This is a genomic window from Pseudomonas sp. LG1E9 (assembly GCF_003290225.1).
Taxonomy (GTDB): Bacteria; Pseudomonadota; Gammaproteobacteria; order Pseudomonadales; family Pseudomonadaceae; genus Aquipseudomonas; species Aquipseudomonas cyclaminis.
This window is the reverse complement of sequence record NZ_CP029983.1, coordinates 2,093,939-2,120,676: the sequence shown is the minus strand read 5'-3', so window position 1 is coordinate 2,120,676 and position 26,738 is coordinate 2,093,939. Positions and strand designations below refer to the sequence as shown.

Annotated in this window: 24 protein-coding genes and 2 pseudogenes; 17 read left to right on the top strand and 9 right to left on the bottom strand. The window is 56.9% G+C overall.

The genetic code is table 11. The features are described from left to right. Positions 1-68 precede the first annotated feature (68 nt). From ydcS to DNK50_RS09925, 7 genes are all read left to right on the top strand, one after another. Positions 69-1,220: a putative ABC transporter substrate-binding protein YdcS gene (gene ydcS, locus DNK50_RS09955; RefSeq protein ID WP_112193815.1), complete on the top strand. Its 1,152-nt coding sequence runs from the start codon at positions 69-71 to the stop codon at positions 1,218-1,220. A gap of 174 nt (positions 1,221-1,394) precedes the next feature. After that, entirely contained in the window at positions 1,395-2,429 is a 1,035-nt protein-coding gene (locus DNK50_RS09950) for an ABC transporter ATP-binding protein (protein ID WP_112193813.1), read from the top strand. A 1-nt stretch (position 2,430) separates the two neighbouring features. Beyond that, a complete protein-coding gene (locus DNK50_RS09945) occupies positions 2,431-3,360 on the top strand; it encodes an ABC transporter permease (protein ID WP_112193811.1) in 930 nt (309 codons plus the stop codon). Continuing rightward, on the top strand, positions 3,350-4,174 hold the full coding sequence (locus DNK50_RS09940) for an ABC transporter permease (protein WP_099583409.1): 825 nt from the start codon (positions 3,350-3,352) through the stop codon (positions 4,172-4,174). The genes DNK50_RS09945 and DNK50_RS09940 overlap by 11 nt, the downstream gene beginning before the upstream one ends. Before the next feature lie 108 nt (positions 4,175-4,282). Beyond that, positions 4,283-5,707: a gamma-aminobutyraldehyde dehydrogenase gene (locus DNK50_RS09935; protein WP_112193809.1), complete on the top strand. Its 1,425-nt coding sequence runs from the start codon at positions 4,283-4,285 to the stop codon at positions 5,705-5,707. A 66-nt stretch (positions 5,708-5,773) separates the two neighbouring features. Beyond that, positions 5,774-7,636 carry an FAD/NAD(P)-binding protein gene (locus DNK50_RS09930; RefSeq protein ID WP_112193807.1) on the top strand — a complete coding sequence of 621 codons (1,863 nt, stop codon included), beginning with the start codon at positions 5,774-5,776 and terminating at the stop codon, positions 7,634-7,636. 256 nt (positions 7,637-7,892) lie between these two features. Then, positions 7,893-9,518, top strand: a complete 1,626-nt coding sequence (locus tag DNK50_RS09925; RefSeq protein ID WP_112193805.1) for a glucan biosynthesis protein D — start codon at positions 7,893-7,895, stop codon at positions 9,516-9,518. A gap of 51 nt (positions 9,519-9,569) precedes the next feature. On the opposite strand, the gene DNK50_RS09920 is transcribed toward DNK50_RS09925, so the two are convergent. The 3 genes from DNK50_RS09920 to DNK50_RS09910 all read right to left on the bottom strand — a co-directional run bounded on the left by DNK50_RS09920 (position 9,570) and on the right by DNK50_RS09910 (position 13,159). Then, on the bottom strand, positions 9,570-9,755 hold the full coding sequence (locus DNK50_RS09920) for a hypothetical protein (protein ID WP_099583412.1): 186 nt from the start codon (positions 9,753-9,755) through the stop codon (positions 9,570-9,572). Positions 9,756-10,025: 270 nt separating this feature from the next. After that, the gene (locus DNK50_RS09915; protein ID WP_112193803.1) at positions 10,026-11,132 is read right to left on the bottom strand and encodes an NADH:flavin oxidoreductase/NADH oxidase; all 1,107 of its coding nucleotides are present in this window, start codon (positions 11,130-11,132) and stop codon (positions 10,026-10,028) included. 125 nt (positions 11,133-11,257) lie between these two features. Then, positions 11,258-13,159 (bottom strand): potassium transporter Kup, encoded by a 1,902-nt coding sequence (locus DNK50_RS09910; RefSeq protein ID WP_099583414.1) that lies wholly within the window; start codon positions 13,157-13,159, stop codon positions 11,258-11,260. Between the two features lie 412 nt (positions 13,160-13,571). On the opposite strand from DNK50_RS09910, the gene DNK50_RS09905 reads away from it, so the two are divergent. The 7 genes from DNK50_RS09905 (at position 13,572) to tsaA (ending at position 18,336) form a co-directional block, all read left to right on the top strand. Beyond that, a complete protein-coding gene (locus DNK50_RS09905; protein ID WP_099583415.1) occupies positions 13,572-13,895 on the top strand; it encodes a type II toxin-antitoxin system RelE/ParE family toxin in 324 nt (107 codons plus the stop codon). After that, positions 13,892-14,209 (top strand): addiction module antidote protein, encoded by a 318-nt coding sequence (locus tag DNK50_RS09900; RefSeq protein ID WP_099583416.1) that lies wholly within the window; start codon positions 13,892-13,894, stop codon positions 14,207-14,209. The genes DNK50_RS09905 and DNK50_RS09900 overlap by 4 nt, the downstream gene beginning before the upstream one ends. 199 nt (positions 14,210-14,408) lie before the next feature. Beyond that, positions 14,409-15,749 (top strand): 30S ribosomal protein S12 methylthiotransferase RimO, encoded by a 1,341-nt coding sequence (rimO, locus tag DNK50_RS09895; protein ID WP_046384502.1) that lies wholly within the window; start codon positions 14,409-14,411, stop codon positions 15,747-15,749. A 103-nt stretch (positions 15,750-15,852) separates the two neighbouring features. Beyond that, positions 15,853-16,326: a GNAT family N-acetyltransferase gene (locus tag DNK50_RS09890; protein ID WP_112193801.1), complete on the top strand. Its 474-nt coding sequence runs from the start codon at positions 15,853-15,855 to the stop codon at positions 16,324-16,326. A 71-nt stretch (positions 16,327-16,397) separates the two neighbouring features. Continuing rightward, positions 16,398-17,108 carry an rRNA pseudouridine synthase gene (locus tag DNK50_RS09885; protein WP_099583452.1) on the top strand — a complete coding sequence of 237 codons (711 nt, stop codon included), beginning with the start codon at positions 16,398-16,400 and terminating at the stop codon, positions 17,106-17,108. Positions 17,109-17,175: 67 nt separating this feature from the next. Continuing rightward, positions 17,176-17,637: a DUF1456 family protein gene (locus DNK50_RS09880; protein WP_099583453.1), complete on the top strand. Its 462-nt coding sequence runs from the start codon at positions 17,176-17,178 to the stop codon at positions 17,635-17,637. Between the two features lie 3 nt (positions 17,638-17,640). Continuing rightward, a complete protein-coding gene (gene tsaA / locus DNK50_RS09875) occupies positions 17,641-18,336 on the top strand; it encodes a tRNA (N6-threonylcarbamoyladenosine(37)-N6)-methyltransferase TrmO (protein WP_112193799.1) in 696 nt (231 codons plus the stop codon). 132 nt (positions 18,337-18,468) lie between these two features. On the opposite strand, the gene fpr is transcribed toward tsaA, so the two are convergent. Then, positions 18,469-19,248, bottom strand: coding sequence for a ferredoxin-NADP reductase (gene fpr / locus DNK50_RS09870; protein WP_003231344.1), 780 nt, complete (start codon positions 19,246-19,248; stop codon positions 18,469-18,471). A 124-nt stretch (positions 19,249-19,372) separates the two neighbouring features. Here fpr and DNK50_RS09865 point away from each other — a divergent pair, with 124 nt between their 5' ends. Further along, positions 19,373-20,299 (top strand): LysR family transcriptional regulator, encoded by a 927-nt coding sequence (locus tag DNK50_RS09865; protein WP_162633371.1) that lies wholly within the window; start codon positions 19,373-19,375, stop codon positions 20,297-20,299. A 3-nt stretch (positions 20,300-20,302) separates the two neighbouring features. Here DNK50_RS09865 and DNK50_RS09860 read toward each other — a convergent pair whose 3' ends face one another. From DNK50_RS09860 to DNK50_RS09850, 3 genes and pseudogenes are all read right to left on the bottom strand, one after another. Beyond that, on the bottom strand, positions 20,303-20,665 hold the full coding sequence (locus DNK50_RS09860; RefSeq protein WP_032891758.1) for a diacylglycerol kinase: 363 nt from the start codon (positions 20,663-20,665) through the stop codon (positions 20,303-20,305). A gap of 75 nt (positions 20,666-20,740) precedes the next feature. Then, the gene (gene erdR / locus DNK50_RS09855) at positions 20,741-21,391 is read right to left on the bottom strand and encodes a response regulator transcription factor ErdR (RefSeq protein WP_112193797.1); all 651 of its coding nucleotides are present in this window, start codon (positions 21,389-21,391) and stop codon (positions 20,741-20,743) included. A 252-nt stretch (positions 21,392-21,643) separates the two neighbouring features. After that, positions 21,644-22,183: pseudogene (locus tag DNK50_RS09850) on the bottom strand (tRNA-uridine aminocarboxypropyltransferase); the annotation flags it as partial. A gap of 208 nt (positions 22,184-22,391) precedes the next feature. Here DNK50_RS09850 and DNK50_RS28780 point away from each other — a divergent pair. After that, the gene (locus DNK50_RS28780; RefSeq protein WP_162633370.1) at positions 22,392-23,183 is read left to right on the top strand and encodes a hypothetical protein; all 792 of its coding nucleotides are present in this window, start codon (positions 22,392-22,394) and stop codon (positions 23,181-23,183) included. A 39-nt stretch (positions 23,184-23,222) separates the two neighbouring features. Continuing rightward, positions 23,223-25,579 (top strand): annotated as a pseudogene (locus DNK50_RS09845) (AAA family ATPase). A 39-nt stretch (positions 25,580-25,618) separates the two neighbouring features. Here the strand turns inward: DNK50_RS09845 and DNK50_RS09840 are convergent. Together DNK50_RS09840 and DNK50_RS09835 are read right to left on the bottom strand one after the other, a co-directional pair. Continuing rightward, the gene (locus DNK50_RS09840) at positions 25,619-26,350 is read right to left on the bottom strand and encodes a tRNA-uridine aminocarboxypropyltransferase (protein ID WP_112193795.1); all 732 of its coding nucleotides are present in this window, start codon (positions 26,348-26,350) and stop codon (positions 25,619-25,621) included. Positions 26,351-26,354: 4 nt separating this feature from the next. Further along, entirely contained in the window at positions 26,355-26,564 is a 210-nt protein-coding gene (locus tag DNK50_RS09835; RefSeq protein WP_371929487.1) for a hypothetical protein, read from the bottom strand. Positions 26,565-26,738 lie beyond the last annotated feature (174 nt).

Here is a 26,738-nt window from a genome sequence, read left to right as displayed (position 1 = left end):
CAACTAAGCTTCTGCGTCACCGGTTGCACACAACTGCCCCGACCATAATTAAAGAAGAGGGAACCCCCATGTCCGCGCACAAGACCGCACTGCTCAGTGCCTTGACCACCGCGCTGCTGGCCAGCGTCAGCATTCAGGCCGCCGAACCGCTCAAGGCGGTAGGCGCCGGTGAAGGCCAGCTGGATATCGTCGCCTGGCCTGGCTATATCGAACGTGGCGAAAGCGACAAGGCCTACGACTGGGTCACTGGTTTTGAGAAGGAAACCGGCTGCAAGGTCAATGTGAAAACTGCCGCCACTTCTGACGAAATGGTCAGCCTGATGGCCAAGGGCGGGTATGACCTGGTCACTGCGTCGGGCGATGCGTCGCTGCGGCTGATCGTCGGCAAGCGTGTGCAGCCGATCAACACCGCGCTGATCCCCAACTGGAAGAACATCGACCCACGCCTCAAGGATGCGCCGTGGTACGTGGTCGGCCAGCAGACCTACGGCACCCCGTACCAGTGGGGCCCGAACGTGCTGATGTACAACACCAACGTGTTCAAGACCGCGCCCACCAGTTGGAATGTGCTGTTCAACGCCCAGAACCTGCCGGACGGCAAGCCGAACAAAGGCCGCGTGCAGGCGTATGACGGCCCGATCTACATTGCCGATGCGGCGCTGTACCTCAAATCTACCCAGCCGGAACTGGGCATCCAGAGCCCGTATGAGCTGACCGAAACCCAGTACAAAGCCGTGCTCGACCTGTTGCGCGCCCAGCAACCGTTGATCCACCGCTACTGGCACGACACCACCGTGCAAATGAGTGACTTCAAGAACGAAGGCGTGGTGGCCTCCAGCGCCTGGCCGTATCAGGTCAACGGGTTGGTCAACGAGAAACAGCCGATTGCCTCGACTATCCCCAAGGAAGGCGCCACCGGCTGGGCCGACACCACCATGTTGCACAGCGAAGCCAAGCACCCGAACTGCGCTTACAAGTGGATGGACTGGTCGCTGCAGCCGAAGGTCCAGGGCGATGTCGCGGCGTGGTTCGGCTCGCTGCCGGCGGTGCCTGCGGCCTGTAAGGAAAGCGAACTGCTGGGTGCCGAAGGGTGCAAGACCAACGGGTTCGACCAGTTCGACAAGATCGCCTTCTGGAAAACCCCGCAGGCAGAAGGCGGCAAGTTCGTGCCCTACAGCCGCTGGACCCAGGATTACATCGCGATCATGGGCGGCCGCTAAAGGTCCCTGCAGAGACTGCTTCTTGTGGTGAGCAGGCTTGCCCTGCGCGGGGCAAGCCCGCTCACCACAAAAGCCCGATTTTCACCGTTCAGCGCAGCACACATGCATCCTCGTTTTTTCAGAAGCCCAGACCGGGCCGCTGCGACGGCCCATGCTTTTTTGGAGCACCGCACCATGACGCTTGCAGTCCAATTCACCCACGTTTCCCGTCAGTTCGGCGAAGTGAAGGCCGTTGACCGGGTTTCCATCGATATCCAGGACGGCGAGTTCTTTTCCATGCTCGGCCCTTCCGGCTCGGGCAAGACCACCTGCCTGCGCCTGATCGCCGGGTTCGAGCAGCCGAGCGCCGGCTCGATCCGGATTCATGGCGAGGAGGCCGCCGGCCTGCCGCCGTATCAACGCGATGTAAACACCGTATTCCAGGATTACGCGCTGTTCCCCCATATGAACGTGCGCGACAACGTGGCCTACGGCCTCAAGGTCAAAGGCGTGGGCAAGACCGAGCGACTGAACCGCGCCGAAGAAGCCTTGGGCATGGTCGCCCTCGGCGGTTATGGCGAGCGCAAGCCGGTGCAACTTTCGGGCGGTCAACGCCAGCGTGTGGCCCTGGCCCGCGCCCTGGTCAATCGCCCCCGCGTGTTGCTGCTCGACGAACCGCTGGGCGCCCTCGACCTCAAGCTGCGCGAGCAGATGCAGAGCGAGTTGAAAAAGCTGCAACGCCAGCTGGGCATCACCTTCATCTTCGTCACCCATGACCAAACCGAAGCCTTGTCGATGTCTGACCGTGTGGCGGTCTTCAATAAAGGCCGCATCGAACAAGTCGACACCCCACGCAACCTGTATATGAAACCGGCCACCGCATTCGTCGCCGAATTCGTCGGCACCTCCAACGTGATTCGCGGCGAACTGGCCCAGCGCCTGAGCGGCAGCGCGCAGCCGTTTTCGATCCGCCCGGAGCATGTGCGGTTTGCCGAAGGCCCGCTGGGTTCCGGCGAAGTTGAAGTCAGCGGCCTGCTGCATGATATCCAGTACCAGGGCAGCGCCACCCGCTATGAGCTGAAACTGGAGAACGGCCAGGCGTTGAACATCAGCCAGGCCAACAACCAGTGGCTGGACATCAGCAGCGGCCATCAGGTCGGCCAGCCGATCACCGCGCGCTGGGCGCGGGAAGCCATGACGCCGCTGACCGACACTGCAGGCGAGGTGTGACATGAGCCTGGCCCTTTCCCAACCGCCGATGCGCAGGTTCTCCAACCTGCTGTACCGCAAGCCCAACCTGTACCTGGCCATGCTGCTGATACCGCCGCTGATCTGGTTCGGCGCGATCTACCTCGGCTCGTTGCTGACCCTGCTGTGGCAAGGCTTCTACACCTTCGACGACTTCACCATGACGGTCACGCCGGACCTGACCCTGGCCAACTTCGCCGCGCTGTTCCAGCCGTCGAACTTCGACATCATCCTGCGCACCCTGAGCATGGCGATTGTGGTGTCGATCGCCAGCGCCATCGTGGCCTTCCCCATTGCCTACTACATGGCCCGCTACACCACGGGCAAGACCAAGGCGTTCTTCTACATCGCGGTGATGATGCCGATGTGGGCCAGCTATATCGTCAAGGCCTACGCCTGGACCTTGCTGCTGGCCAAGGGCGGCGTGGCGCAGTGGTTTGTGCAGCACCTGGGGCTGGAGCCGGTGTTGCAGTTCGTGCTGGGCATTCCCGGCGTGGGCGGCAGCACCTTGAGCACCTCGCATTTGGGGCGGTTCATGGTGTTCGTCTATATCTGGCTGCCGTTCATGATTTTGCCGATCCAGGCATCCCTGGAGCGTTTGCCGCCGTCGTTGCTGCAAGCCTCGGCGGATCTGGGCGCCAAGCCGCGCCAGACCTTTATGCAGGTGATTCTGCCGCTGTCGATTCCGGGGATTGCGGCCGGGTCGATCTTCACGTTTTCGCTGACCCTGGGCGATTTCATCGTGCCGCAACTGGTGGGCCCGCCGGGTTACTTCGTCGGTGGCATGGTGTATGCCCAGCAAGGTGCCATCGGCAATATGCCCATGGCCGCGGCGTTCACCCTGGTGCCCATCGTGCTGATTGCGGTGTACCTGTCCATCGTCAAACGCCTGGGGGCCTTCGATGCACTCTGACTCTTCACCTCAAATGCAGTCATCAATAGGCTTGAAGATCGCGGCCTGGGGCGGGTTAGTGTTTCTGCACTTCCCGATCCTGATCATCTTCCTCTATGCCTTCAACACCGAAGAAGCCGCGTTCAGCTTTCCACCCCAGGGCTTCACGTTGAAGTGGTTCAGCGTGGCGTTTGCCCGGCCGGACGTGCTGGAGTCGATCAAACTGTCGCTGCAGATCGCCGCCATCGCCACCCTGATCGCCATGGTGCTCGGCACCCTCGCGTCGGCGGCGCTGTATCGCCGCGAGTTCTTCGGCAAGCAAGGTGTGTCGCTGATGCTGATCCTGCCGATTGCGCTGCCGGGCATCATCACCGGTATCGCGCTGCTGGCGACCTTCAAGACACTGGGCATTGAGCCTGGGATGTTCACCATCATCGTCGGCCACGCGACATTCTGCGTAGTGATCGTCTACAACAACGTCATCGCCCGCTTGCGCCGCACCTCCCATAGCCTGATCGAGGCCTCGATGGACCTGGGCGCCGACGGTTGGCAGACCTTCCGCTACATCATCATGCCCAACCTGGGCTCGGCGCTGCTGGCCGGCGGCATGCTCGCGTTTGCGCTGTCGTTCGACGAAATCATCGTCACCACCTTCACCGCTGGCCACGAGCGCACCTTGCCGCTGTGGTTGCTCAACCAGCTCAGTCGCCCTAGGGATGTGCCGGTGACCAACGTGGTGGCGATGCTGGTGATGCTGGTCACGATGTTCCCGATTCTCGGTGCCTATTACCTGACACGCGGCGGTGAAAGCGTGGCGGGAAGTGGCGGTAAATAACTCTGTGACTGGAGGAACGCGGCTCTAAATGTGGGAAGGGGCAAGCCCCTCCCACATTTAGAACCGGTTTCTTCAGGGAAATAACATTAGTTTGAGGAGAGCTGAACCATGCAAACCAAACTGCTGATCAACGGCCATCTGGTCGAAGGCGAAGGCCCGGCCCAGGCGATTTTCAACCCGGCGTTGGGCCGGGTGCTGGTGGAAATCAACGAAGCCAGCGAAGCCCAGGTCGACGCGGCCGTGCGTGCTGCCGACGCGGCTTTTGAAAACTGGGCGCAAACCGCGCCGAAGGACCGCTCCCTGCTGCTGCTGAAACTGGCCGACGCAATCGAAGCCCACGGCGAAGAGCTGGCCAAGCTGGAGTCGGACAACTGCGGCAAGCCCTACAGCGCGGCGCTGAACGACGAGATCCCGGCGATTGCCGATGTATTCCGCTTCTTCGCCGGCGCCAGCCGTTGCATGAGCGGTTCGGCCGGCGGCGAATACCTGCCGGGCCACACGTCGATGATCCGCCGCGACCCGGTGGGCGTGATCGCCTCTATCGCACCGTGGAACTACCCACTGATGATGGTCGCCTGGAAAATCGCCCCAGCCCTCGCCGCCGGTAATACCGTGGTGCTCAAGCCGTCGGAGCAAACCCCGCTGACGGCGCTGCGCATGGTTGAACTGGCGTCGCAGATCTTCCCGGCCGGTGTACTCAACCTGGTGTTCGGTCGTGGGCCAACCGTAGGCAGCCCGCTGGTGAACCACCCGAAGGTGCGCATGGTGTCGCTGACCGGCTCCATCGCCACCGGCGCGAATATCATTTCCAGCACGGCCGACAGCGTGAAGCGCATGCACATGGAGCTGGGCGGCAAGGCGCCGGTGATCATCTTCAACGACGCGGACATCGAGGCCGCCGTGGAAGGTATCCGCACCTTCGGCTTCTATAACGCTGGCCAGGACTGCACGGCCGCGTGCCGCATTTACGCCCAGGCGGATATCTACGACGCATTTGTCGAGAAGCTCGGTGCGGCCGTCGCCACTATCAAATATGGCTTGCAGGATGACCCGGCCACCGAACTGGGCCCGTTGATCACCGCACAGCATCGCGACCGTGTCGCCGGGTTTGTCGAGCGTGCCGTGGCGCAGCCGCATATCCGCCTGGTGACGGGTGGCAAGGCGGTGGAAGGCAACGGGTTCTTCTTTGAACCGACGGTACTGGCCGACGCGCAACAGGACGATGAAATCGTGCGCCGCGAGGTGTTCGGACCGGTGGTGTCGGTGACCAGGTTCACCGACGAAGCGCAGGTATTGGGCTGGGCCAATGATTCGGACTACGGCCTGGCGTCCTCCGTATGGACCGCCGATGTAGGCCGCGCCCATCGTTTGGCTGCGCGCTTGCAGTACGGCTGCACGTGGGTGAATACCCACTTCATGCTGGTCAGCGAAATGCCCCATGGCGGTCAGAAACTGTCGGGTTACGGCAAGGACATGTCCATGTACGGGCTGGAGGACTACACCACGGTTCGCCACGTGATGTTCAAGCACTGATCGAGCGCCTCCCGGCACCTGCCTTGGGTGCCGGTCCTACAACAATAAAATCTCAGGTTGCCCCCCATGGACATCACCCGCCGCGACTTCCTCAACGGCGTCGCCATTACTGTTGCCGCAGGCATGACCCCGCTGCAACTGCTCCAGGCTGCACCCGATGGCCGCTACTACCCCCCTGCCCTCACCGGCCTGCGCGGCAGCCATGTCGGCTCGTTCGAAGTGGCGCACCAGATGGGCTGGGAAAAGAAGGTGTTCGACACCGAAAAACTGCCGATCACCGAGGATTACGACCTGGTGGTGGTCGGCGGAGGCTTGAGTGGTTTGTCGGCGGCGTGGTTCTACCGGGAGACACACCCGAAGGCGAAGATCCTGATCCTGGAAAACCACGACGACTTCGGCGGCCACGCCAAGCGCAATGAATTCCAGGCCGGTGGCCGCATGATCATCGGTTACGGCGGCAGCGAGGCGTTGCAATCGCCGAACCATTTGTACAGCAAGGAAGTGAACGGGCTGCTGAAGAAGCTCGGCGTCACTATCAAGCGCTTCGAAACCGCCTTCGACCGCCAGTTCTACCCCAACCTGGGGCTGTCGCGCGGGGTGTTTTTCGACAAGGAAAACTTCGGCGAAGACAAACTGGTGACCGGTGACCCGACGCCCATGGTGGCTGATGACATTGCGCCAGACCAACTGCATGCGCGGTCCATCCACGAGTTCATCAATGACTTTCCTCTGCCGGCAGCAGACCGCCAGGCGTTGATCGACCTGCACACGGCGCCCAAGGATTACCTGCCGGGTAAAACAGCCGAAGAAAAGGCCGACTACCTGGCGGCCACCAGCTACCGCAATTTCCTGCTCAAGGACGTAGGGTTATCGGAAGGCGCGGTGAAGTACTTCCAGAGCCGAACCAATGATTTCATGGCACTGAGCATTGATGCCGTGGCAGCGGCCGATGCCTATAGCGTGGGTTTCCCAGGCTTTGCGGGGATGAACCTGGCGCCAATCAGCGAAGAAGCCGCAGCGGAAATGGAAGAGCCCTACATCTACCACTTCCCGGATGGCAATGCCTCGGTGGCGCGGTTGCTGGTGCGCAGCCTGATACCCGGCGTGGCGCCGGGGCACACCATGGACGATATCGTGCTGGCCACCTTTGATTACGCCAGGCTCGACCAGCCCAAGGCGGCGGTACGGCTGCGCTTGAACAGCACGGCCGTCAGCGTGCGCAACGTCGACGGTGGCGTGCATATCGGCTACAGCCGCGGCGGCCAGCTCGCCCAGGTGCGCGGCAAGCGCTGCATCCTGGCGTGCTACAACATGATGATTCCGTACCTGCTCAAAGACCTGCCGGCGCCTCAGGCCCGTGCGCTCAGCCAGAACGTGAAATACCCGCTGGTGTACACCAAGGTAGTGATCCGCAATTGGCAGTCGTTCCAGCAACTGGGGGTGCATGAGATCTACGCGGCGACCCAACCGTACAGCCGCATCAAACTGGACTACCCGGTGAGCATGGGCGGCTACGATCATCCACGCGACCCGACGCAGCCGATTGGGCTGCACCTGGTCTATGTGCCTACCAGCCCCGACAGCGGCATGAACGCCCGCGACCAAGCCCGCGCCGGACGGGGCAAGCTGTATGGGCAGACGTTCGAGCAGTTGGAGGCGCAATTGCGTGACCAGTTGCAACGCATGCTCGGGCCGGGTGGGTTCAAGCATGAGACGGATATTCTGGCGATCACGGTCAACCGTTGGTCACATGGTTATGCGAGCTTCTCCAACAGCTTGTTTGATGACGCCGATGAGAACGAAGCGTTGATGAATTTGGCGCGCAAGCCTGTAGGACATGTGAGCATCGCCAATTCGGATGCGGCGTGGAGCGCGTATGCCCATGCGGCGATCGATGAGGCTTACCGGGCAGTTGGTGAAGTCGCCTGAAAGACGCTCTGACAAGCACTGCAATAGTCAATGTGGGAGGGGCTTGCCCCTCCCACATTAGGCGCGGAAATGTCTTGTCGCACTTGCAATGCCATCAACCCGCCATCAATCAATTTTCCTACGTCATCGAACCGCTTAAGCTATCCGGCGTCTGTTTAATGTCCGTTGCGTTTGGCCGAAGGCATGTCCGAACCGTAATTTCTGATCCGCTACGTGCCAGGAACGGCGCGGGATTTGCTCACGACAGGTTGTCTCTATGCACCGCAGGAATTTGCTCAAAGCGTCCATGGCCATTGCGGCTTACACCGGTTTGTCGGCCAGCGGCCTGCTGGCCGCGCAGGCCTGGGCCGGGAACCGTGCCGCCGACGGCAAGGCCGTGGCGTTCGACTTCGACGCACTCAAGGCCCAGGCCAAGCAACTCGCCGGGACCGCTTATAAAGACACCAAACAGGTGCTGCCGCCGACCCTGGCGACCATGACCCCGCAGAATTTCAACGCCATCGGCTACGACGGCAAGCATTCGCTGTGGAAAGAGTTGAACGGCCAGTTGGACGTGCAGTTTTTCCACGTCGGCATGGGTTTCAAGACGCCGGTGCGCATGCACAGCGTTGATCCGAAAACCCGTGAAGCCCGCGAGGTGCACTTTCGCCCATCGCTGTTCAACTATGAAAAAACCACCGTCGACACCAAACAGCTGACCGGCGACTTGGGCTTCTCCGGTTTCAAACTGTTCAAGGCCCCGGAACTGGATCGCCATGACGTGCTGTCGTTTCTCGGTGCCAGCTACTTCCGCGCCGTGGATTCCACCGGCCAATACGGCCTGTCTGCCCGTGGCCTGGCCATCGACACCTACGCGAAAAAACGCGAGGAATTCCCTGACTTCACGCAGTTCTGGTTCGAAACCCCGGACAAGGACGCCACGCGTTTTGTGGTCTACGCCCTGCTCGACTCGCCAAGTGCCACCGGCGCCTATCGCTTCGATATCGACTGCCAGGCCAACCAGGTGGTGATGGCGATCGACGCGCACATCAATGCGCGCACCGCCATTGAGCAACTGGGCATCGCACCGATGACCAGCATGTTCAGCTGCGGCACCCACGAACGCCGGATGTGCGACACCATCCACCCGCAAATCCACGACTCGGACCGCCTGGCGATGTGGCGCGGCAACGGCGAGTGGATCTGCCGCCCGCTGAACAACCCGGCCAAGCTGCAATTCAACGCATTCGCCGACAAAGACCCGAAAGGCTTTGGGCTGGTGCAGACCGACCATGAGTTCGCCAGCTATCAGGACACCGTGGACTGGTACAGCAAGCGCCCAAGCCTGTGGGTCGAGCCGACCACCGCCTGGGGCGAAGGCTCCATCGACCTGTTGGAGATCCCCACCACCGGCGAGACCCTGGACAACATCGTGGCCTTCTGGACTCCGAAAAAGCCCGTGGCTGCGGGTGAGTCGCTCAACTATGGCTACAAGCTGTACTGGAGCGCGTTGCCACCGGTGAGCACGCCGTTGGCCCAGGTCGACGCGACCCGTTCCGGCATGGGCGGCTTTACCGAAGGTTGGGCACCGGGCGAGCATTACCCGGACGTATGGGCGCGGCGTTTTGCCGTGGACTTCAAGGGCGGGGGCCTTGACCGTTTACCGCCCGGCACCGGGATCGAGCCCGTGCTGACGTGTTCCCATGGTGAGGTCAAGGACTTCAGCGTGCTGGTGCTCGACAACATCAAGGGCTACCGCATCCTGTTCGACTGGTACCCGACCAGCGACAGCGTGGAGCCGGTGGAACTGCGCCTGTTTATCCGCACCCAGGACCGCACGTTGAGTGAAACCTGGCTGTATCAGTACTTCCCGCCGGCACCGGACCAGCGCAAGTACACCTGATATCCAATGTGGGAGGGGCCTGCTCCCTCCCACGCGGTTCACCCGTGGGTTCTAAAACCGCGACACGCTCTTCATCGCTCCAATGAGATAACGCATCGCCACCTGATCGCTCTCGTTCAGGGCGCGATACTGCGCGAGCAACTCAACCTCATCACGACTTAAACGACGGCCACGCATGGACACCCTGCGGGTCAAAAAAGACGCCACCCAACCTGCTACGCTATCGGACTTGGCCATGGACTGCTTCTCCTGATATCAATCAAATACTCCGGTGCCCACCAACCGAATCCCGTGAGGCGCAACGCCTGCGTGGACAAACAGACTGACTCCCTGGGCCAGAAATCGGTCATATTCTAAGCGTAGAAACAATCTCGTTACGTGTGGGATTTTTTTAGAGTATTCACTTAAAAAAATACTTCGGTAACAAATACCTACACCCTGATCCCACAGCAACGGACAGAAAAAACCCACCGGCTCAGGGTGGGTTCAGATGGCGCCTGTGGCGGATCAATCCCTCAAGTCAGACTCATGAATCGGCTGGTCCCGGTGGGTCGCCCGTTGGTACTGCGCTGGCCAGATTGCCTTGCGCCCGCCCAAGTCATCGTCGGCATGCAATGGCCAGTACGGATCGCGCAGCAGTTCGCGGGCCAGGAAGATGATATCGGCCTGACACGTGCGCAGGATGTGCTCGGCCTGGGCCGGCTCGGTGATCATGCCAACGGTGCCGGTGGCGATGCCCGACTCCTTGCGCACACGCTCGGCAAAGCGCGTCTGGTAGCCCGGCCCGGTGGGGATCTCGGCATTGGCGGCGGTGCCGCCGGAGGACACGTCGATCAGGTCCACGCCCAGGTCTTTGAGGCGACGCGCCAGCTCGACGGTTTCATCGGGGTTCCAGCCGTCCTCCACCCAGTCGGTGGCCGACACCCGCACGAACAGCGGCAATTCCTGGGGCCAGACCTCGCGCACCGCCTGGGTCACTTGAAGCACCAGGCGGATACGGTTTTCAAAGGAGCCGCCGTATTGGTCCTGCCGTTGATTGCTGATCGGCGACAGGAACTGGTGCAACAGATAACCGTGGGCCGCGTGGATTTCCACCACCTCGAAACCGGCGGTGAGCGCACGCTTGGCGGCAGCAACGAAGTCGGCGATCACGTGCTGGATCTGCTCTTCGTCCAGTTGCCGGGGTTGAGTGTGTTGAGGGTCAAAGGCAATCGGCGATGGGCCTACCGGCACCCAACCACCGTCCTCGGGTTTGACGCTGCCGTGCTTGCCGATCCATGGCCGATGGGTGCTGGCCTTGCGCCCGGCGTGGGCCAACTGGATGCCGGCCACCGCGCCCTGGGCGGCAATAAAGCGGGTGATGCGCTGCAGCGGTTCAATCTGTTGGTCGTTCCACAGGCCCAGGTCCTGGGCCGTGATGCGCCCATCGGCCGTCACGGCAGTGGCTTCGGTGAAAATCAGCCCCGCGCCACCGACGGCACGGCTGCCGAGGTGGACCAGGTGCCAGTCATTGGCCAGGCCATCATCACTGGAGTATTGGCACATCGGCGAGACGGCAATGCGGTTCAGGAGGGTCAATTGGCGCAGGGTATAGGGTTCGAGCAGCTGACTCATGGCGCACCTCTTCTGGGTTCTATGGGCACTGTTCAACAGTGCTTAGAGCCTAGTCGACAACGATGGATTGCACAGGGTTCAGAAGCAAAGCGGGAGCCGATGGCCGGCTCCCGTGCAGCAGATACTTACATTTCGACCTGGGTGCCCAGCTCGATCACCCGGTTTACCGGGAGTTTGAAGAAGCGCAGGTTACCGTTGGCATTCTTCAACATGAACGCAAACAAGCCTTCGCGCCAGCGCGCCATGCCTTCGATCTTCGAGGCGATCACCGTCTCACGGCTGAGGAAATAGGTAGTGCGCATCGGGCTGAAATCCAGATCATCCAAGTGGCACAACTTCAGCGCTTCGGGCACATCCGGCTCGTCGGTGAAACCGAAGTGCAGGATCACACGGAAGAACCCTTCCCCGTAGGAATCCACCTCGAAACGCCGTGAAGCCGGGACGCGCGGGATGTCTTCGTACACCACCGTAAGCAGCACCACTTGCTCGTGCAACACCTGGTTATGCAGCAGGTTGTGCAACAGCGCGTGGGGCACGGCGTCGGGCCGCGCAGTCAGGAACACCGCCGTGCCTTGCACGCGATGGGGTGGCTGTACGCGGATGCTGCTGATAAAGATCGGCAGCGGCAGCCCGCCTTCGTCGAGGCGTTCCACCAGCAATTGCTTGCCGCGCTTCCAAGTGGTCATCAACACGAACAGCACGATGCCCGCGATCACCGGGAAGGCGCCACCCTGGATGATTTTCGGCACGTTGGCGGCGAAGTACAGGCCGTCCACCAACAGGCAGCAGAGCAGCACCGGCACGGCCAGCACGGGAGGCCATTTCCACAGCAGCAACATCACCGCCGAGACCAGAATGGTGGTCATCAGCATGGTGCCGGTCACCGCCACGCCGTAGGCCGAAGCCAGCGCGTTGGAAGACTCAAAGCCCACCACCAGCAGGATCACGCCTACCATCAGCGACCAGTTCACCGCGCCGATGTAGATCTGGCCCTGTTCGGCGCTGGAGGTATGTTGAATGTGCATGCGCGGGATGTAACCCAGCTGGATCGCCTGGCGGGTCAAGGAGAACGCACCGGAAATCACCGCCTGGGAGGCAATCACCGTGGCCAGGGTCGACAGCACCACCAGGGGGATCAGCGCCCAGCTCGGCGCCAGCAGGTAGAACGGGTTGCGCGCGGCTTCAGGATCGCCGAGCAGCATGGCGCCCTGGCCGAAATAGTTGAGCACCAGCGCCGGCAACACCAGGATAAACCAGGCGCGGGCGATGGGTTTGCGGCCGAAATGGCCCATGTCGGCGTAGAGCGCTTCGGCGCCGGTCAGGGCCAGCACCACGGCGCCCAGGATGGCCACGCCAATGCCTGGGTGAGCCTCGAAGAAACGCACGGCCCACATCGGGTTCAGTGCCTTGAGCACTTCGGGGTGCTGGCTGATGCCATAGATGCCCAGCCCGCCCAGCACCAGGAACCAGGTCACCATTACCGGCCCGAACAACTTGCCGATGCGGTCGGTGCCGTGTTTCTGGATCAGAAACAGCGCCACCAGCACGACCAGTGCAATCGGCACGACCCATTTCTCCAGGCCGTCGAACGCCAGCTCCAGGCCTTCAACCGCCGACAACACGGAAATCGCCGGGGTGATCATGCTGTCACCATAGAACAGCGCCGCGCCGCACAGGCCGCAGACCACCAGGAAACTGCGCAATTTCTTGCGCTCTCCCGCTGCCCGGCGTGCCAATGCGGTCAAAGCCATGATGCCGCCTTCGCCCTGGTTGTCGGCGCGCAGCACAAACAGCATGTATTTGATCGATACGACCCAGATCAGCGACCAGAAGATCAGCGCCAGGATCCCCAATACACCGTCATGGTTGACCTGCACCCCATAACCACCGTTGAACACCTCTTTGAGGGTGTAGAGCGGGCTGGTGCCGATATCGCCGTAAACCACCCCGACCGCTGCCACCAGCATGCCGATCGGCTTGGTGTTTGAATGCTCGGCACCTGCCGCCTGACTACTCGCCTGACCCATCAACCACTCCTGCCCTTTGACCTGAGGTCTCTTATAAACAACGCGCCTAAGCTGACCCTAGCATGCGCTGTTTTACTTCTCGTAACAGACGTTTTATTGACCCAGGGGTTTTACCCGTGTGCAACGGCGCGAAGCATAGCGCAGCGCTCGTCGCATTTCCCTGCTCACGTGATGTGGGCGTCGTTTTAGGTCGTGAGCCATAGATGACGGGGCATTTTGGAGCCTTTATGCCTCCATTGATCGCATTACGGCCGACCGTATATTTTTCGCCCGGCGCATAGGGGCTGCCTTCGCTGTGTATACAGGAATTCCTTGGCCGGCTTACCTGATCAATTAATCGCGGGCCTGCCTGGGGCGCGCAGTCGATATAAAAACTCAATTATCGATCTGTCTCTTTTAAGGTACATTTCTTATGTACGAAGTGAAACACGTACTGTCAGCCAATGGCGTAGATATCTATCAAGCTTGGCTGGATACCGTTCAAGATAAACGTTCAAAGGCAAGGATCACCACCAGAGTGGACCGAGCGTCCCTCGGCCACTTCGGCACTACCGAGCCGGTGGGTGACGGGGTCTTTGAGATGAAACTCGACTTCGGTCCTGGGTTTCGCGTGTATTACGCAATTGAGGACCGACGAATTGTTTTCCTGTTGGGCGGTGGCTCAAAGGCAAGGCAGCAGAACGACATCAATCAGGCCAAAGTTCTCTGGAAATCTTACAAGGTGCAGCAAAAATGACCATTCGTACTCGCTCTCATGAAGACAGCGTGCTTGAAATGCTTCGAGACGACGAAGCGTTCGCCCTCGAATATCTATCTGTGGCGCTTGAGGAAATAGATGTGGCGGGAGGCGAGGACGCTTTTCTTGTCGCTATCCGTCGAGTGGCGGAAGCCCGTGGAGGAATGCTCAGCTTGTCGCAGAACACGGGCCTCAATAGAGCTAATCTCTACAGGTCCATCGCTGTCGGCGGCGACCCAAAGCTGTCCACCCTCCTGAAAGTGCTGCAGGCATTAGGCGTAGGCATGTCTAAAGTTGTATCGCACCGCACATAACAAGACGCATGGCCTCAAGCGCGCGTTAAGCGCCGGGCGAATTACCCAATACAGCACTCGTCGCATTTCCCTGCATAAAGCTGGTCAAGTGGATTGCCCGCCGCTAGAATTGCGCACTTTTTGATCAGAGGCGCACCAAGCGCCCATCCGTTGTCTTGTCGTGCACGACCGGCAGCGTCATTCAATACCGAGGTTAGACATGTCCACCACCATCGCAAAAGCCAACCCCAAGGTTGGCTTTGTTTCCCTGGGTTGCCCAAAGGCTCTGGTCGACTCCGAGCGCATCCTCACGCAACTGCGTATGGAAGGCTATGACGTTGTGTCCACGTACCAGGACGCCGACGTGGTGGTGGTCAACACCTGTGGCTTTATCGACTCGGCCAAGGCGGAGTCCCTGGAAGTGATCGGCGAAGCCATCAAGGAAAACGGCAAGGTCATCGTGACCGGTTGCATGGGCGTGGAAGAAGGCAATATCCGCAACGTGCACCCAAGCGTGCTGGCCGTGACCGGTCCGCAGCAGTACGAGCAGGTGGTCAATGCCGTGCACCAAGTGGTGCCGCCGCGTCAGGATCACAACCCGCTGATCGACCTGGTGCCGCCGCAAGGCATCAAGCTGACCCCGCGCCACTATGCGTACCTGAAGATTTCCGAAGGCTGCAACCACAGCTGCAGCTTCTGCATCATCCCGTCGATGCGCGGCAAGTTGGTCAGCCGCCCGGTCGGTGACGTGCTCGACGAAGCCCAGCGCCTGGTCAAATCCGGCGTGAAAGAGCTGTTGGTGATCTCCCAGGACACCAGCGCCTATGGCGTCGACGTGAAATACCGCACCGGTTTCTGGAACGGCGCGCCGGTGAAAACCCGCATGACCGAACTCTGCGAAGCCTTGAGCAGCCTCGGCGTGTGGGTGCGCCTGCACTACGTTTATCCGTACCCGCACGTGGACGAGCTGATCCCGCTGATGGCCGCCGGCAAGATCCTGCCGTACCTGGACATCCCGTTCCAGCACGCCAGCCCGAAAGTGCTCAAGGCGATGAAACGCCCGGCTTTCGAAGACAAGACCCTGGCGCGCATCAAGAACTGGCGCGAGATCTGCCCGGAGCTGATCATCCGTTCGACCTTCATCGTCGGCTTCCCTGGCGAAACCGAAGAAGACTTCCAGTACCTGCTGGACTGGCTGACCGAAGCCCAACTGGACCGTGTCGGCTGCTTCCAGTACTCGCCGGTGGAAGGTGCTCCGGCCAACCTGCTGGACCTGGCCGTGGTGCCGGACGACGTCAAGCAAGACCGCTGGGAGCGTTTCATGGCGCACCAGCAGGCGATCAGCTCGGCGCGCCTGCAACTGCGCATCGGCAAGGAAATCGAAGTGCTGATCGACGAAGTCGACGAGCAAGGCGCGGTAGGCCGCTGCTTCTTCGACGCGCCGGAAATCGACGGTAACGTTTTTATCGACGATGCCAGCGGTTTGAAGCCGGGCGACAAGGTCTGGTGCACCGTGACCGACGCCGACGAGTACGACCTGTGGGCCGAAAAGCGCGACTGATGGCGTAAAAACATGAAAAAGCCCTGCCTCTGGACAAGATGCGGGGCTTTTTTACGTCTATCGTTTTGCCCATCGGCACGGATCTCAGCAAGGGGCAGCGGGCATGCGTCAGCATTCGGTTATCCATACACCCAACACCAGCGACTACGCGCAGTTGGCGCAGATCTGGGAAGCCTCTGTGCGGGCCACCCATGACTTTTTACCCGACAGTTACATCGTGCTGCTCAAAAACCTGGTGCTGACCCGCTACCTGGACTCAGTGATGCTGATCTGCACCAAGGACTCGCGCCAGCGCATCACCGGGTTTGCCGGGGTCGCGGCGGGCAAGGTGGAGATGCTGTTTATCGACCCGCACCACCGGGGCCAGGGCCTTGGCCGACAACTGCTGTGGTACGCGATCGAGCACCTGAATGCCGAAGCGCTGGATGTCAACGAACAGAATCCCCAGGCATTAGGGTTTTATTTGAAGCTCGGGTTCGAGGTGATCGGACGCACGGAGCATGATGGCCTGGGCCAGCCTTATCCGTTGCTGCATATGCGTCTGCGCCAGGCGCATCAGCAGGAGCGCCAAGGCTAAATGAAATGGGGCCGGGATTAACCGCGCCCGCACAGGTACAATACCCGCCCCCTTTTGTTACGGCCCTTGTCATGACTGACCCCATACGCCTCTCCAAACGCCTTATCGAACTGGTCGGTTGCTCCCGTCGGGAGGCTGAGCTGTTTATCGAAGGCGGCTGGGTCTCGGTGGACGGTGAAGTGATCGACGAGCCGCAGTTCAAGGTCACGACGCAGAAAGTCGAACTTGACCCCGACGCCAAGGCGACGGTGCCGGAACCGGTGACCATCCTGCTGCACGCTCCCGCCGGCGTGGATGCCGAGACCGCCATGGCCTCGATCAGCGCCGAAACCCTGTCTGAAGAACACCGCTTCAGCAAGCGCCCGCTCAAAGGTCACTTCCTGCGCCTGACCGCCAGCGCCGACCTGCAAGCCAAGGCCAGCGGCCTGTTGGTGTTTACCCAGGATTGGAAGATTCTGCGCAAGTTGACCGCCGATGCCGCCAAGATCGAGCAGGAGTACGTGGTGGAAGTCGAGGGCGACATGGTTGCCCACGGCCTCAACCGCCTGAACCACGGCCTGACCTACAAGGGCAAGGAGCTGCCGGCGGTCAAAGCCAGCTGGCAGAACGAAAACCGCCTGCGTTTCGCGATGAAAAACCCGCAGCCAGGCGTGATCGCGCTGTTCTGCGAAGCCGTTGGCCTGAAAGTCGTGGCGATCCGTCGCATCCGTATCGGCGGTGTATCGATCGGCAAGGTGCCGGTCGGTCAATGGCGTTACCTGTCCGGCAAAGAGAAGTTCTAAGCCGCTCCCCTTTTCTCGACACCGCCTGATGGGCGGTGTCCTCAGTTGAATACCAGGATTGCCCACCATGATTCACAACGACGTACTGCGCAGCGTGCGCTACATGCTCGACATCAGCGACAACAAGATGGTCGAGATCATCAAGCTCGGCGGCATGGACGTCACCAAGGACGACCTGCTGACCTACCTCAAGAAAGATGAGGAAGAAGGCTTCGTCTTCTGCCCGGACGAGGTCATGGCCTACTTCCTCGACGGCCTGGTGATCTTCAAGCGCGGCAAGGACGAAAGCCGTCCGCCGCAGCCGATCGAAACCCCGGTGACCAACAACATCATCCTCAAAAAGCTGCGCGTGGCCTTCGAGCTGAAAGAAGACGACATGCACGCCATCCTCAAGGCTGCCGAGTTCCCGGTCTCCAAGCCGGAGCTGAGCGCGCTGTTCCGCAAGTTCGGCCACACCAACTACCGCACCTGTGGCGACCAGTTGCTGCGCAACTTCCTCAAGGGTCTGACCCTGCGGGTTCGTGCATAAGCCATGAGTTACCAGGTCTCGCCCGTCGGCTTCGTCCGCTCCTGCTTCAAGGAGAAGTTCGCCATCCCTCGCCAACCGCAACTGGCGCCCGCCGCCCGGGGCGTGTTGGAGTTGGTGTCGCCGTTCGACCAGGGTGAGGCGGTGCAGGGTTTGGAACAGGTCAGCCATGTGTGGCTGTTATTCCTGTTCCACCAGGCCCTGGAAGACAAGCCGCGCCTGAAAGTGCGGCCGCCGCGTCTGGGGGGCAATACGTCCATGGGCGTATTTGCGACCCGCGCGACTCATCGACCTAATGGCATCGGCCAGTCGGTAGTGAAGCTGGACAAGGTGGAGCCGGGGCGGCTGTGGATTTCCGGGATCGATTTGCTCGATGGCACGCCGGTGTTGGATATCAAGCCGTATGTGCCGTATGCCGATAGCGTTGGTGCGGCCACCAACCACATCGCCAGCGATGCGCCCGAACTGATCGGCGTGCAATGGCTCAAGGCTGCACTGCAACAGGCGCAAGGCCATGCCCAGCGCCTTGGTGAACCGTTGGTAGAGTTGATTGATCAGTGCCTGGCGCAAGATCCGCGACCGGCCTACCAAACGCCCGGCCCTGAGCGTGAATACGGTGTGCGGTTCTGGGATGTAGATGTGCGCTGGCACTACCCGGAGCCGGGGATGATCTGTGTGCTGGAAGTGGTTCCGGCTAAATAGGACGAAAACCAAATGTGGGAGCTGGCTTGCCTGCGATAGCATCACCTCGGTTCAACTGAACCACTGAGGTGTCTGCATCGCAGGCAAGCCAGCTCCCACATTTTTTGGATCGCTGGTGTTACTGACTCTGTATTACTTTTCGACGAACGCACGTTCGATCAGGTAGTCACCCGGCTCACGCATCCGTGGCGAAACCTTCAAGCCGAAGCTGTTCAACACTTCGCTGGTTTCATCCAACATGCTTGGGCTGCCACACAGCATGGCGCGGTCGTCCTCGGGGTTGATCGGTGGCAGGCCGATGTCCGTGAACAGCTTGCCGCTGCGCATCAGATCGGTCAGGCGACCTTCGTTTTCGAACGGCTCGCGGGTCACGGTCGGGTAGTAGATCAACTTGTCACGCAGGGCCTCGCCGAAGAATTCGTTCTGCGGCAGGTGCTCGGTGATGAACTCGCGGTAGGCGACTTCGTTGACGTAACGCACGCCGTGGCACAGGATCACTTTTTCGAAACGCTCGTAGGTTTCCGGGTCCTGGATCACGCTCATGAACGGAGCAAGGCCAGTACCGGTGCTGAGCAGGTACAGGTGTTTGCCCGGTTTCAAATCGTCAAGCACCAGGGTGCCTGTCGGTTTTTTGCTGATGATGATCTCGTCGCCTTCCTTCAAGTGCTGCAATTGGGAAGTCAGCGGACCATCCGGCACCTTGATGCTGAAGAACTCCAGATGCTCTTCCCAGTTTGGGCTGGCGATGGAGTAAGCGCGCATGAGCGGGCGGCCGTTGGGCTGTTGCAGGCCGATCATCACGAACTGACCGTTCTCGAAGCGCAGGCCCGGGTCGCGGGTGCACTTGAAGCTGAACAGAGTGTCGTTCCAGTGATGAACACTGAGGACACGCTCGTGGTTCATGTTGCTCATGTACGGGGGACTCCTGGAAATGGGTCTGCGCCAAAGATGAAGTGCGCAATTGCACAGCATTCTAATGGCGGCGACAATATCTGTTAACTGGATTATTAAGATAAGGGTTATCGGTTATATCGATATGCGATTTACTCTCCGTCAACTGCAAGTCTTCGTCGCCGTCGCCCAGCAGGAAAGCGTCTCGCGCGCTGCTGGCCTTCTGGCCTTATCTCAATCCGCTGCCAGCACTTCGATCACCGAGCTGGAGCGTCAATCCAGCTGCCAATTATTCGACCGCGCCGGTAAACGCCTGAGCCTGAACGCCCTCGGCCATCAGCTGCTGCCTCAGGCGGTAGCGTTGCTGGACCAGGCCAAGGAGATCGAGGACCTGCTCAACGGCAAGTCGGGCTTCGGCTCCCTGGCCGTCGGCGCTACCCTGACCATCGGCAATTACCTGGCCACCCTGCTGATCGGCAGCTTCATGCAGCAGCATCCCGAGAGCCAGGTAAAACTGCATGTGCAGAACACTGCCAATATCGTGCACCAGGTTGCGCACTACGAAATTGACCTGGGTCTAATCGAAGGCGACTGCAGCCACCCCGATATCGAGGTGCAAACCTGGGTCGAGGATGAGCTGGTGGTGTTCTGCGCGCCTCAGCATCACCTGGCCAAGCGCGGCGTGGCCACCATGGAAGAGCTGACCCATGAGGCGTGGATCCTGCGCGAGCAAGGCTCAGGCACGCGCCTGACCTTCGACCAGGCCATGCGTCACCACCGCAGCACGCTGAATATCCGCCTGGAGCTTGAGCATACCGAGGCAATCAAGCGCGCCGTGGAATCGGGATTGGGGATTGGCTGCATCTCGCGCCTGGCGCTGCGCGACGCGTTCCGCCGAGGCAGCCTGGTGCCGGTGGAAACCCCGGACCTGGACCTGGCGCGTCAGTTTTACTTCATCTGGCATAAACAGAAGTACCAGACCTCGGCGATGCGCGAGTTTCTGGAGCTGTGCCGCGCCTTCACCGCAGGGGTTCAGCGCAGCGACGAGATCGTGCTGCCGAACATCGCCTGATCGTCAGATCAGGATCACGGCCCACACCAGGGTAATCATGGTCAGTGCCACGAATTGCGCGGCGCTGCCCATGTCCTTGGCATTTTTCGACAGGGGGTGACGGTCCAGGGAAATGCGGTCAATGGCCGCTTCCACGGCCGAATTGAGCAATTCGACGATCAAGGCCAGCAGGCACACTGCAATCAGTAACGCCCGTTCGACCCGGCTGACGTTCAGGAAAAAGCTCAGCGGGACCAGGATGACGTTGAGCAACACCAACTGACGGAAAGCAGCCTCGCCGGTGAACGCCGCACGCAGGCCATCCAGGGAATAACCCCCAGCATTGAAGATACGTTTGATACCGGTTTGACCCTTGAAAGGCGACATAGACGTAGGCAACTGAACCAAAGAAGTGGGAAAACTAGATCACGCAAAGTCAAAAAAGCGTGAATCGGCAACAGCTTAATGCTGCGAAATTGACTCAAGTTGTTGCAAGAGCAGCGCCGCCTGGGTCCGCGTACGCACGCCCAGCTTACGGAAAATCGCCGTAACGTGGGCCTTGATGGTCGCTTCGGACACGTTCAGCTCATAGGCGATCTGCTTGTTCAGCAGGCCTTCACAGACCATGGTCAGCACCCGGAACTGCTGCGGCGTCAGACTGGCCAAGCCATCGCGGGCGGCCTTGGCTTCGTCGGAGACGTTGATTTCTTCAAACGCTTGCGGCGGCCATGAGACATCACCGTCCAGCACCTTGCGTACGGCGTTCTGGATGTCTTCCATGGCGCTGGACTTGGGGATGAAACCGCTGGCACCAAACTCCTTGGAGCGCACCACCACATCGGCTTCTTCCTGCGCCGACACCATCACCACCGGTATTTGCGGGTATTGCCCACGCAGCAGCACCAACCCCGAGAAACCGTAAGCGCCAGGCATGTTCAGGTCGAGCAGCACCAGGTCCCAGTCGGATTTTTCGGTGAGGCGGGTTTCCAGCTCGGCAATGCTGGCCACTTCAACCAGACGCACATCCGGGCCGAGGCCCAGCGTTACAGCCTGGTGCAGCGCACTGCGAAACAACGGGTGGTCATCGGCTATCAGGATTTCGTATGTGGCCATTGATTAAATGATCCTGTTTTTTATGGCAGCCTTGATGGGTTCAAGGTTCGCCAGTACACACGGCAATGGCCAGGCAGCCATCGCCATAGGGCACATTCAACGTCAAATGCACGTGAAACGACGTCGAAAACTCACGGTTGCGCCCCAATCGGCGCCCAGCATGCCCAGCGTAGCCTGGGGGGTCAAGCACTACGCCCGTGGGCATTTTAGCGGGTTGCGGGTTTACAGTGCCATCATGCAAACGTCGTCTGGCTATACCGCCGGTATATAGGGCGCAAGTCGCGTATGGACGACATCGCAGGCGTCCAAAGGCATCTGGAACTTGGCGGCCAGATAATGGGTGCTGAACACATCGAGGTAGGCGTCCAGCATTTCGCTGGCAACTTCATCCCCGGCCAACTCCAGGCACAGCGCCGCGACTTCGGCGGTGCAGAAATGATCATCACGCTTGGAGCGGCGCAGTTTGTAGCGCGAGAGTTGCTCAGGTGCCAGGCTCAGGACTGGCAAGTGCTCCAGATACGGGCTTTTGCGGAACATCTTGCGCGCTTCACTCCAGGTGCCGTCGAGCAGGATGAATAACGGGCGCTTGCCCTCCGTCACGATGACTTCGCTGACCACCCGTTCAGGCGCCACGAATTCGCCAGGGAATACGATATAAGGCTGCCATTGCGGGTCTGCGAGCAAGGTGAGCAAATCCGGCTCGACTTCGGTGCGCGCCCAGGGGAACGCGGTGGTATCGGCGATGACGTCGGCGATCAGCCAGCCGGTGTTGCTGGGTTTCATCGGGCTGAAACCCGGCATAAAAAAACAGCAAAAAAATCATAACCTACTGTATCTAAAAGGTTAAACACGTTGACTTAACACCATTAATTTTTCTAGCAAAAACTTGCCTACCTATAGAGGGCGGCGGACCGAGGAAATAATTAGACTAAAGTCCTACTACACAGCTTGAACATATTGCTACTCTAGGAAAACCATGGACGGCCTCTCGGAGTAAAAAGTGAACCGAGTTAATAAATTACTAAACGTTGACTATCAAGACAGAACTACAAAAAATTTGATGTACGCATTCTGCTTCTGTTTATCACCTCAAGAAGCATGTGAGCTTTTCAAGGCAGTCCCTAGGGAAAACAAAATACTCCTTGAAAAAACCTTAAGAAAGATATGCTCTGACATTGAATCAAATTTCCTACCGTGCCATGGAGAACTAATTCTGTCGCTTGAAAAAGAACTTGCCTCCGTCAAGTCCACACACAGACAAAGCATTGGCTATTACTTAACTAGTCTCTCAGACCCAGCGCCTTCAGAAGTAAGAAAAAAGACTCAAGAAATCTTCCTAACTTCAAAATATATAGGAGTTCGTAAAAGAGGCTACAAAAGCATAATTAAAAATCAGGACACAGATCACGAAGCGCTACTTAAATGTTGGAAAACATACAACGATACTGAATGTGCGTGGACAATAACCAATACATTTCCCGCTGAGCTAATAATCCCAATCAGAAAAGACCTTATACTTACATTTTCTGAAGGGTGGCAGTACTCAAGAATTTACAAAAAAATCGGCGTAGTACGACCAGAACTAATCAACGAACTAAAAACAATTGATGAAATATCATTTTGCTATGTACTTGCAAAACTCGATAAAAAACTCACATCAAAAGATGCAAAACAAATAATAGACAACAACATAGATGACGAACGTCTAGGCTTACTTATATGGGCCTTAGGACAGTTAGGGTTATGGGACTCATTACTTCGCATTGAATCCAAACTCTTTAAAACCAATTAAAGCCACAACAATTCCTGACTTTCAATAGGAAGTACTCTAATGCTGACAAAAATTAAAAAAATAAAAAACTTCGCAATATACGAAAACTTTGATTGGGATGTTTCCACAAGAGATCACGGAAACAACATTGCGAAATTCAAAAAACTGAATATCTTATATGGCAGAAACTACTCTGGAAAAACAAGTCTATCTAGGATATTCAGAACATTAGAAACCAAGCTTCCTCACGATAAGTATGGACTATCAACCTATGAGTTCACCCACAGCGGAAATCAAAAACTTGACAACACCAATCTAGCCAACTGCCCATATCACGTCCGCGTTTACAACAAAGACTTCGTCGAGGAAAATCTAAAATGGCTTTCTGATTCTGACGGAACAATAAAACCTTTCGCAGTATTGGGAGAACCAAACATAGCTTTGGAAAAAGAGATTGAGGGAAAGGAAAAAACCCTTGGTTCAGAACTCGATAAAGCAGGTTTAAAGCACGATCTGAAACTCAAAACAGAAGAAATCGCAAAAAATTCAAACTTACTCGCCAAAACCTCAAATTCACTAGACGAAAAGCTAAAGACAAAAGCCAATACAAGTATAAAAACAAACTCTATTTACAAAGAAATAACGTACAACATTCAAAAAATAAAGATTGACATAATTGCGGTACAGTTACTATCCCCACTCACACTCAGCCCAGAAGAAAAAATAAGGCTAAGCAAGCTTCTCACGGAGAGCAATAAAGAGAGGATTAGTTTCAAGGCCGAATTCAAAGATGAGAAAAATACTCTTTGCAATGAAACTTATGGACTTTTAGAAGCAGAGATAAAGCCAACAGAGACCATTCAAAAACTACTCAACGATGCAATTTTGCAAGAGTGGGTACGCACAGGTGCTCGACTGCACAAAAAAGACGAGACACATTGTAATTTTTGCGGCAACCCTTTACCCAATGATCTTTGGAGAAAAATTGATGCTCACTTCAACAAAGAGTCGGAATTGCTAAGAGGCTCCATCTCAACTCAAACAAATAAAATTGATACAGCAATAAAAAACGCCGATTTTGTGCCCACCCTCAACCCAAATTTGTTATTCTCAGAGTTAGAAACTGACTTCTTGAGTCTTTGTAACAACCTTAACGCAGCTCAAACGGCTTACAAACAAGACCTGCTAAAATTAAAGGCATCATTACAAGCACGCGAAACAAATATCTTCAATACTCAATCTAGGCCAACCATTTCAAATACTCCGAATGAGATCAACAACATCTTTAAGGAAATTGAGGATCTGATCGAAAAACACAACATAAAAACAGGAACAATAGAAAAAGATCAAAAAGCAGCCCAAACTACTTTAAAATACGACGAAATAGCAAACTTTATAAAAGACATAGACTACAACACCACGATCTCCAATATCGAAGCACTTACACGCACACAGAACACCTTAGCGAATCAGAAGGAAAAACTTTCAGAGGAAATAGCTGCCACAGAAAAAGATATCGGAAAGCTTAAGAACCAACTTAAAGATGAACGAAAGGGCGCTGAAAAAGTCAATCATTATCTACAACATCACTTTGGGCACTCTGGATTACAGCTTTCTGCTATAGACGAAGACGCAACACTGGGTGTTCACTTTAGAATTAATCGATCAAATGAAATAGCTCACAATCTTAGTGAAGGAGAATGTAGTCTCGTAGCGTTCTGTTATTTCATGGCAAAACTTGAAGATATAGAAGCACAAAATAAAGACCTCATAATCTGGATTGACGATCCAATTTCCAGCCTTGATAGTAATCATATATTTTTTGTGTATAGCCTGATAGAGGCTGTTTTAGCTAAACCGATAAAAATCGCCAACAAGCCTAATACCTTTAGATATAATCAATTATTTATATCAACGCACAGCCTAGACTTCTTAAAATACTTAAAAGAATTTCAAAACCAAAAGATGACTGCGAGTACTTTATAATAGAGCGCACGGAAACAAATTCGACAATAAAACTAATGCCAAAATACTTAAAAAATTACATAACAGAATTCAACTACCTCTTCAATCAAATTCATAAATGCACACAGCCTATAGCTGGTGATAACAACCATGAAGCTTTTTATAACTTCGGGAATAATTTAAGAAAATTTCTTGAAGCTTATTTATTTTATAAGTACCCTTCACACTCAAGCACGGAAGATAAACTCTTGAGATTTTTCGGAAATGACCAATTAGCTACAGATCTCTCAAACCGACTGTACAACGAACAGTCACATTTGGAGGAGATTTTTGATAGAAGTATTAAACCTTCTGAAATACCAGAAATACCAAAGCTCGCCAGCTACGTGCTAAACACAATAAAGGAAAAGGACCCAGACCAGTACAACTCACTTATTGAAAGCATTGCATAAAATAAAGGGCGGTCTGCCGCCGCCCTACATTATATATTGCTATTCAATATACCCTTTCAACTCTTGATGAGCATCGCTAAACAAGTTAAGAGGTGATTGATTTTTTGCATCTAAATAATGCTGACTAAAAACATCAAAGTAGCAGCTCAACGCCAAGGATGCGTCAGTATCACCAGCTAAATCGAAGCACAGTGCGGCCACTTCAGCAGTACAGAGGTGCTCGCTGCGCGTGGATCTTCTTAATTTGTATCGTGAAAGCTTTTCTGGGATTAAGCTTAATATGGGGATGGAGTCAAAATAAGCGCTTTTCCGGAAAATCTTCCTCGCTTCAGTCCATGTAGCATCAATTAGCAAAAACAGCGGCTTTTTATCTTCATTAATCGTAACAGAATTAGTTACACGTTCAGCAGCTACATACTCTCCCGGAAAAACTAGATAAGGTTGCCATTGCGGATCAGTGAGCAATGCAATCAGCTTTTCATCAACCTCAGTACGCGACCATATGAATGCATAGTTATCCGGAATAACATCTGCAATAAGCCAACCAGTATTGCTAGGTTTGAATACCTCTTTTTTCGTCATTATGAGGCAAACCCCTGATCGAGCCTCGACCTTAGGACGCCATCTGCAAAGGCAATGACTTTCGATCACTCGACAGTAATGGCACCTTGGCGCGCGTGATCCGCGAGCTAGGTAAGGCTTTGTACTCTCTTCCTCCCGCTCATCTCTCAGACATGCGACAGAATTCTTCGGAAAAATAGTCTGGGTCATTTTTTTACTTCGTGTCGGGCTTCATCGGTTCAACATCATGCATCAGCAAGCACATCGCAGACCGGGCCTCGACCTTGGGTCGCCAGGCGCACAGGCAGTACTCTGGAATCACCCGGCAGCCGGGGCAGCGTTCGGCGCGGGAGCCGCGGTTGACGAAGGGCTTGATGGCACGCGCCAGGCGCTGGGTGCGCAGACGTGAAACGGCGTGACTCATCGGATGCACCGCTGGAACGGGTAAATCGACACGGATAGAACTCGTGAAAGGCTGAAGTGGGCGCAGTTTACCAGCGATACGCCTGGCTGTAGTGGCAAGGGCTCACCTATAATCGCGCGCCACTGAACGCACAGCGCAGTGGCTGGTCTATGCACCAGTAACCGAATCAGGAGA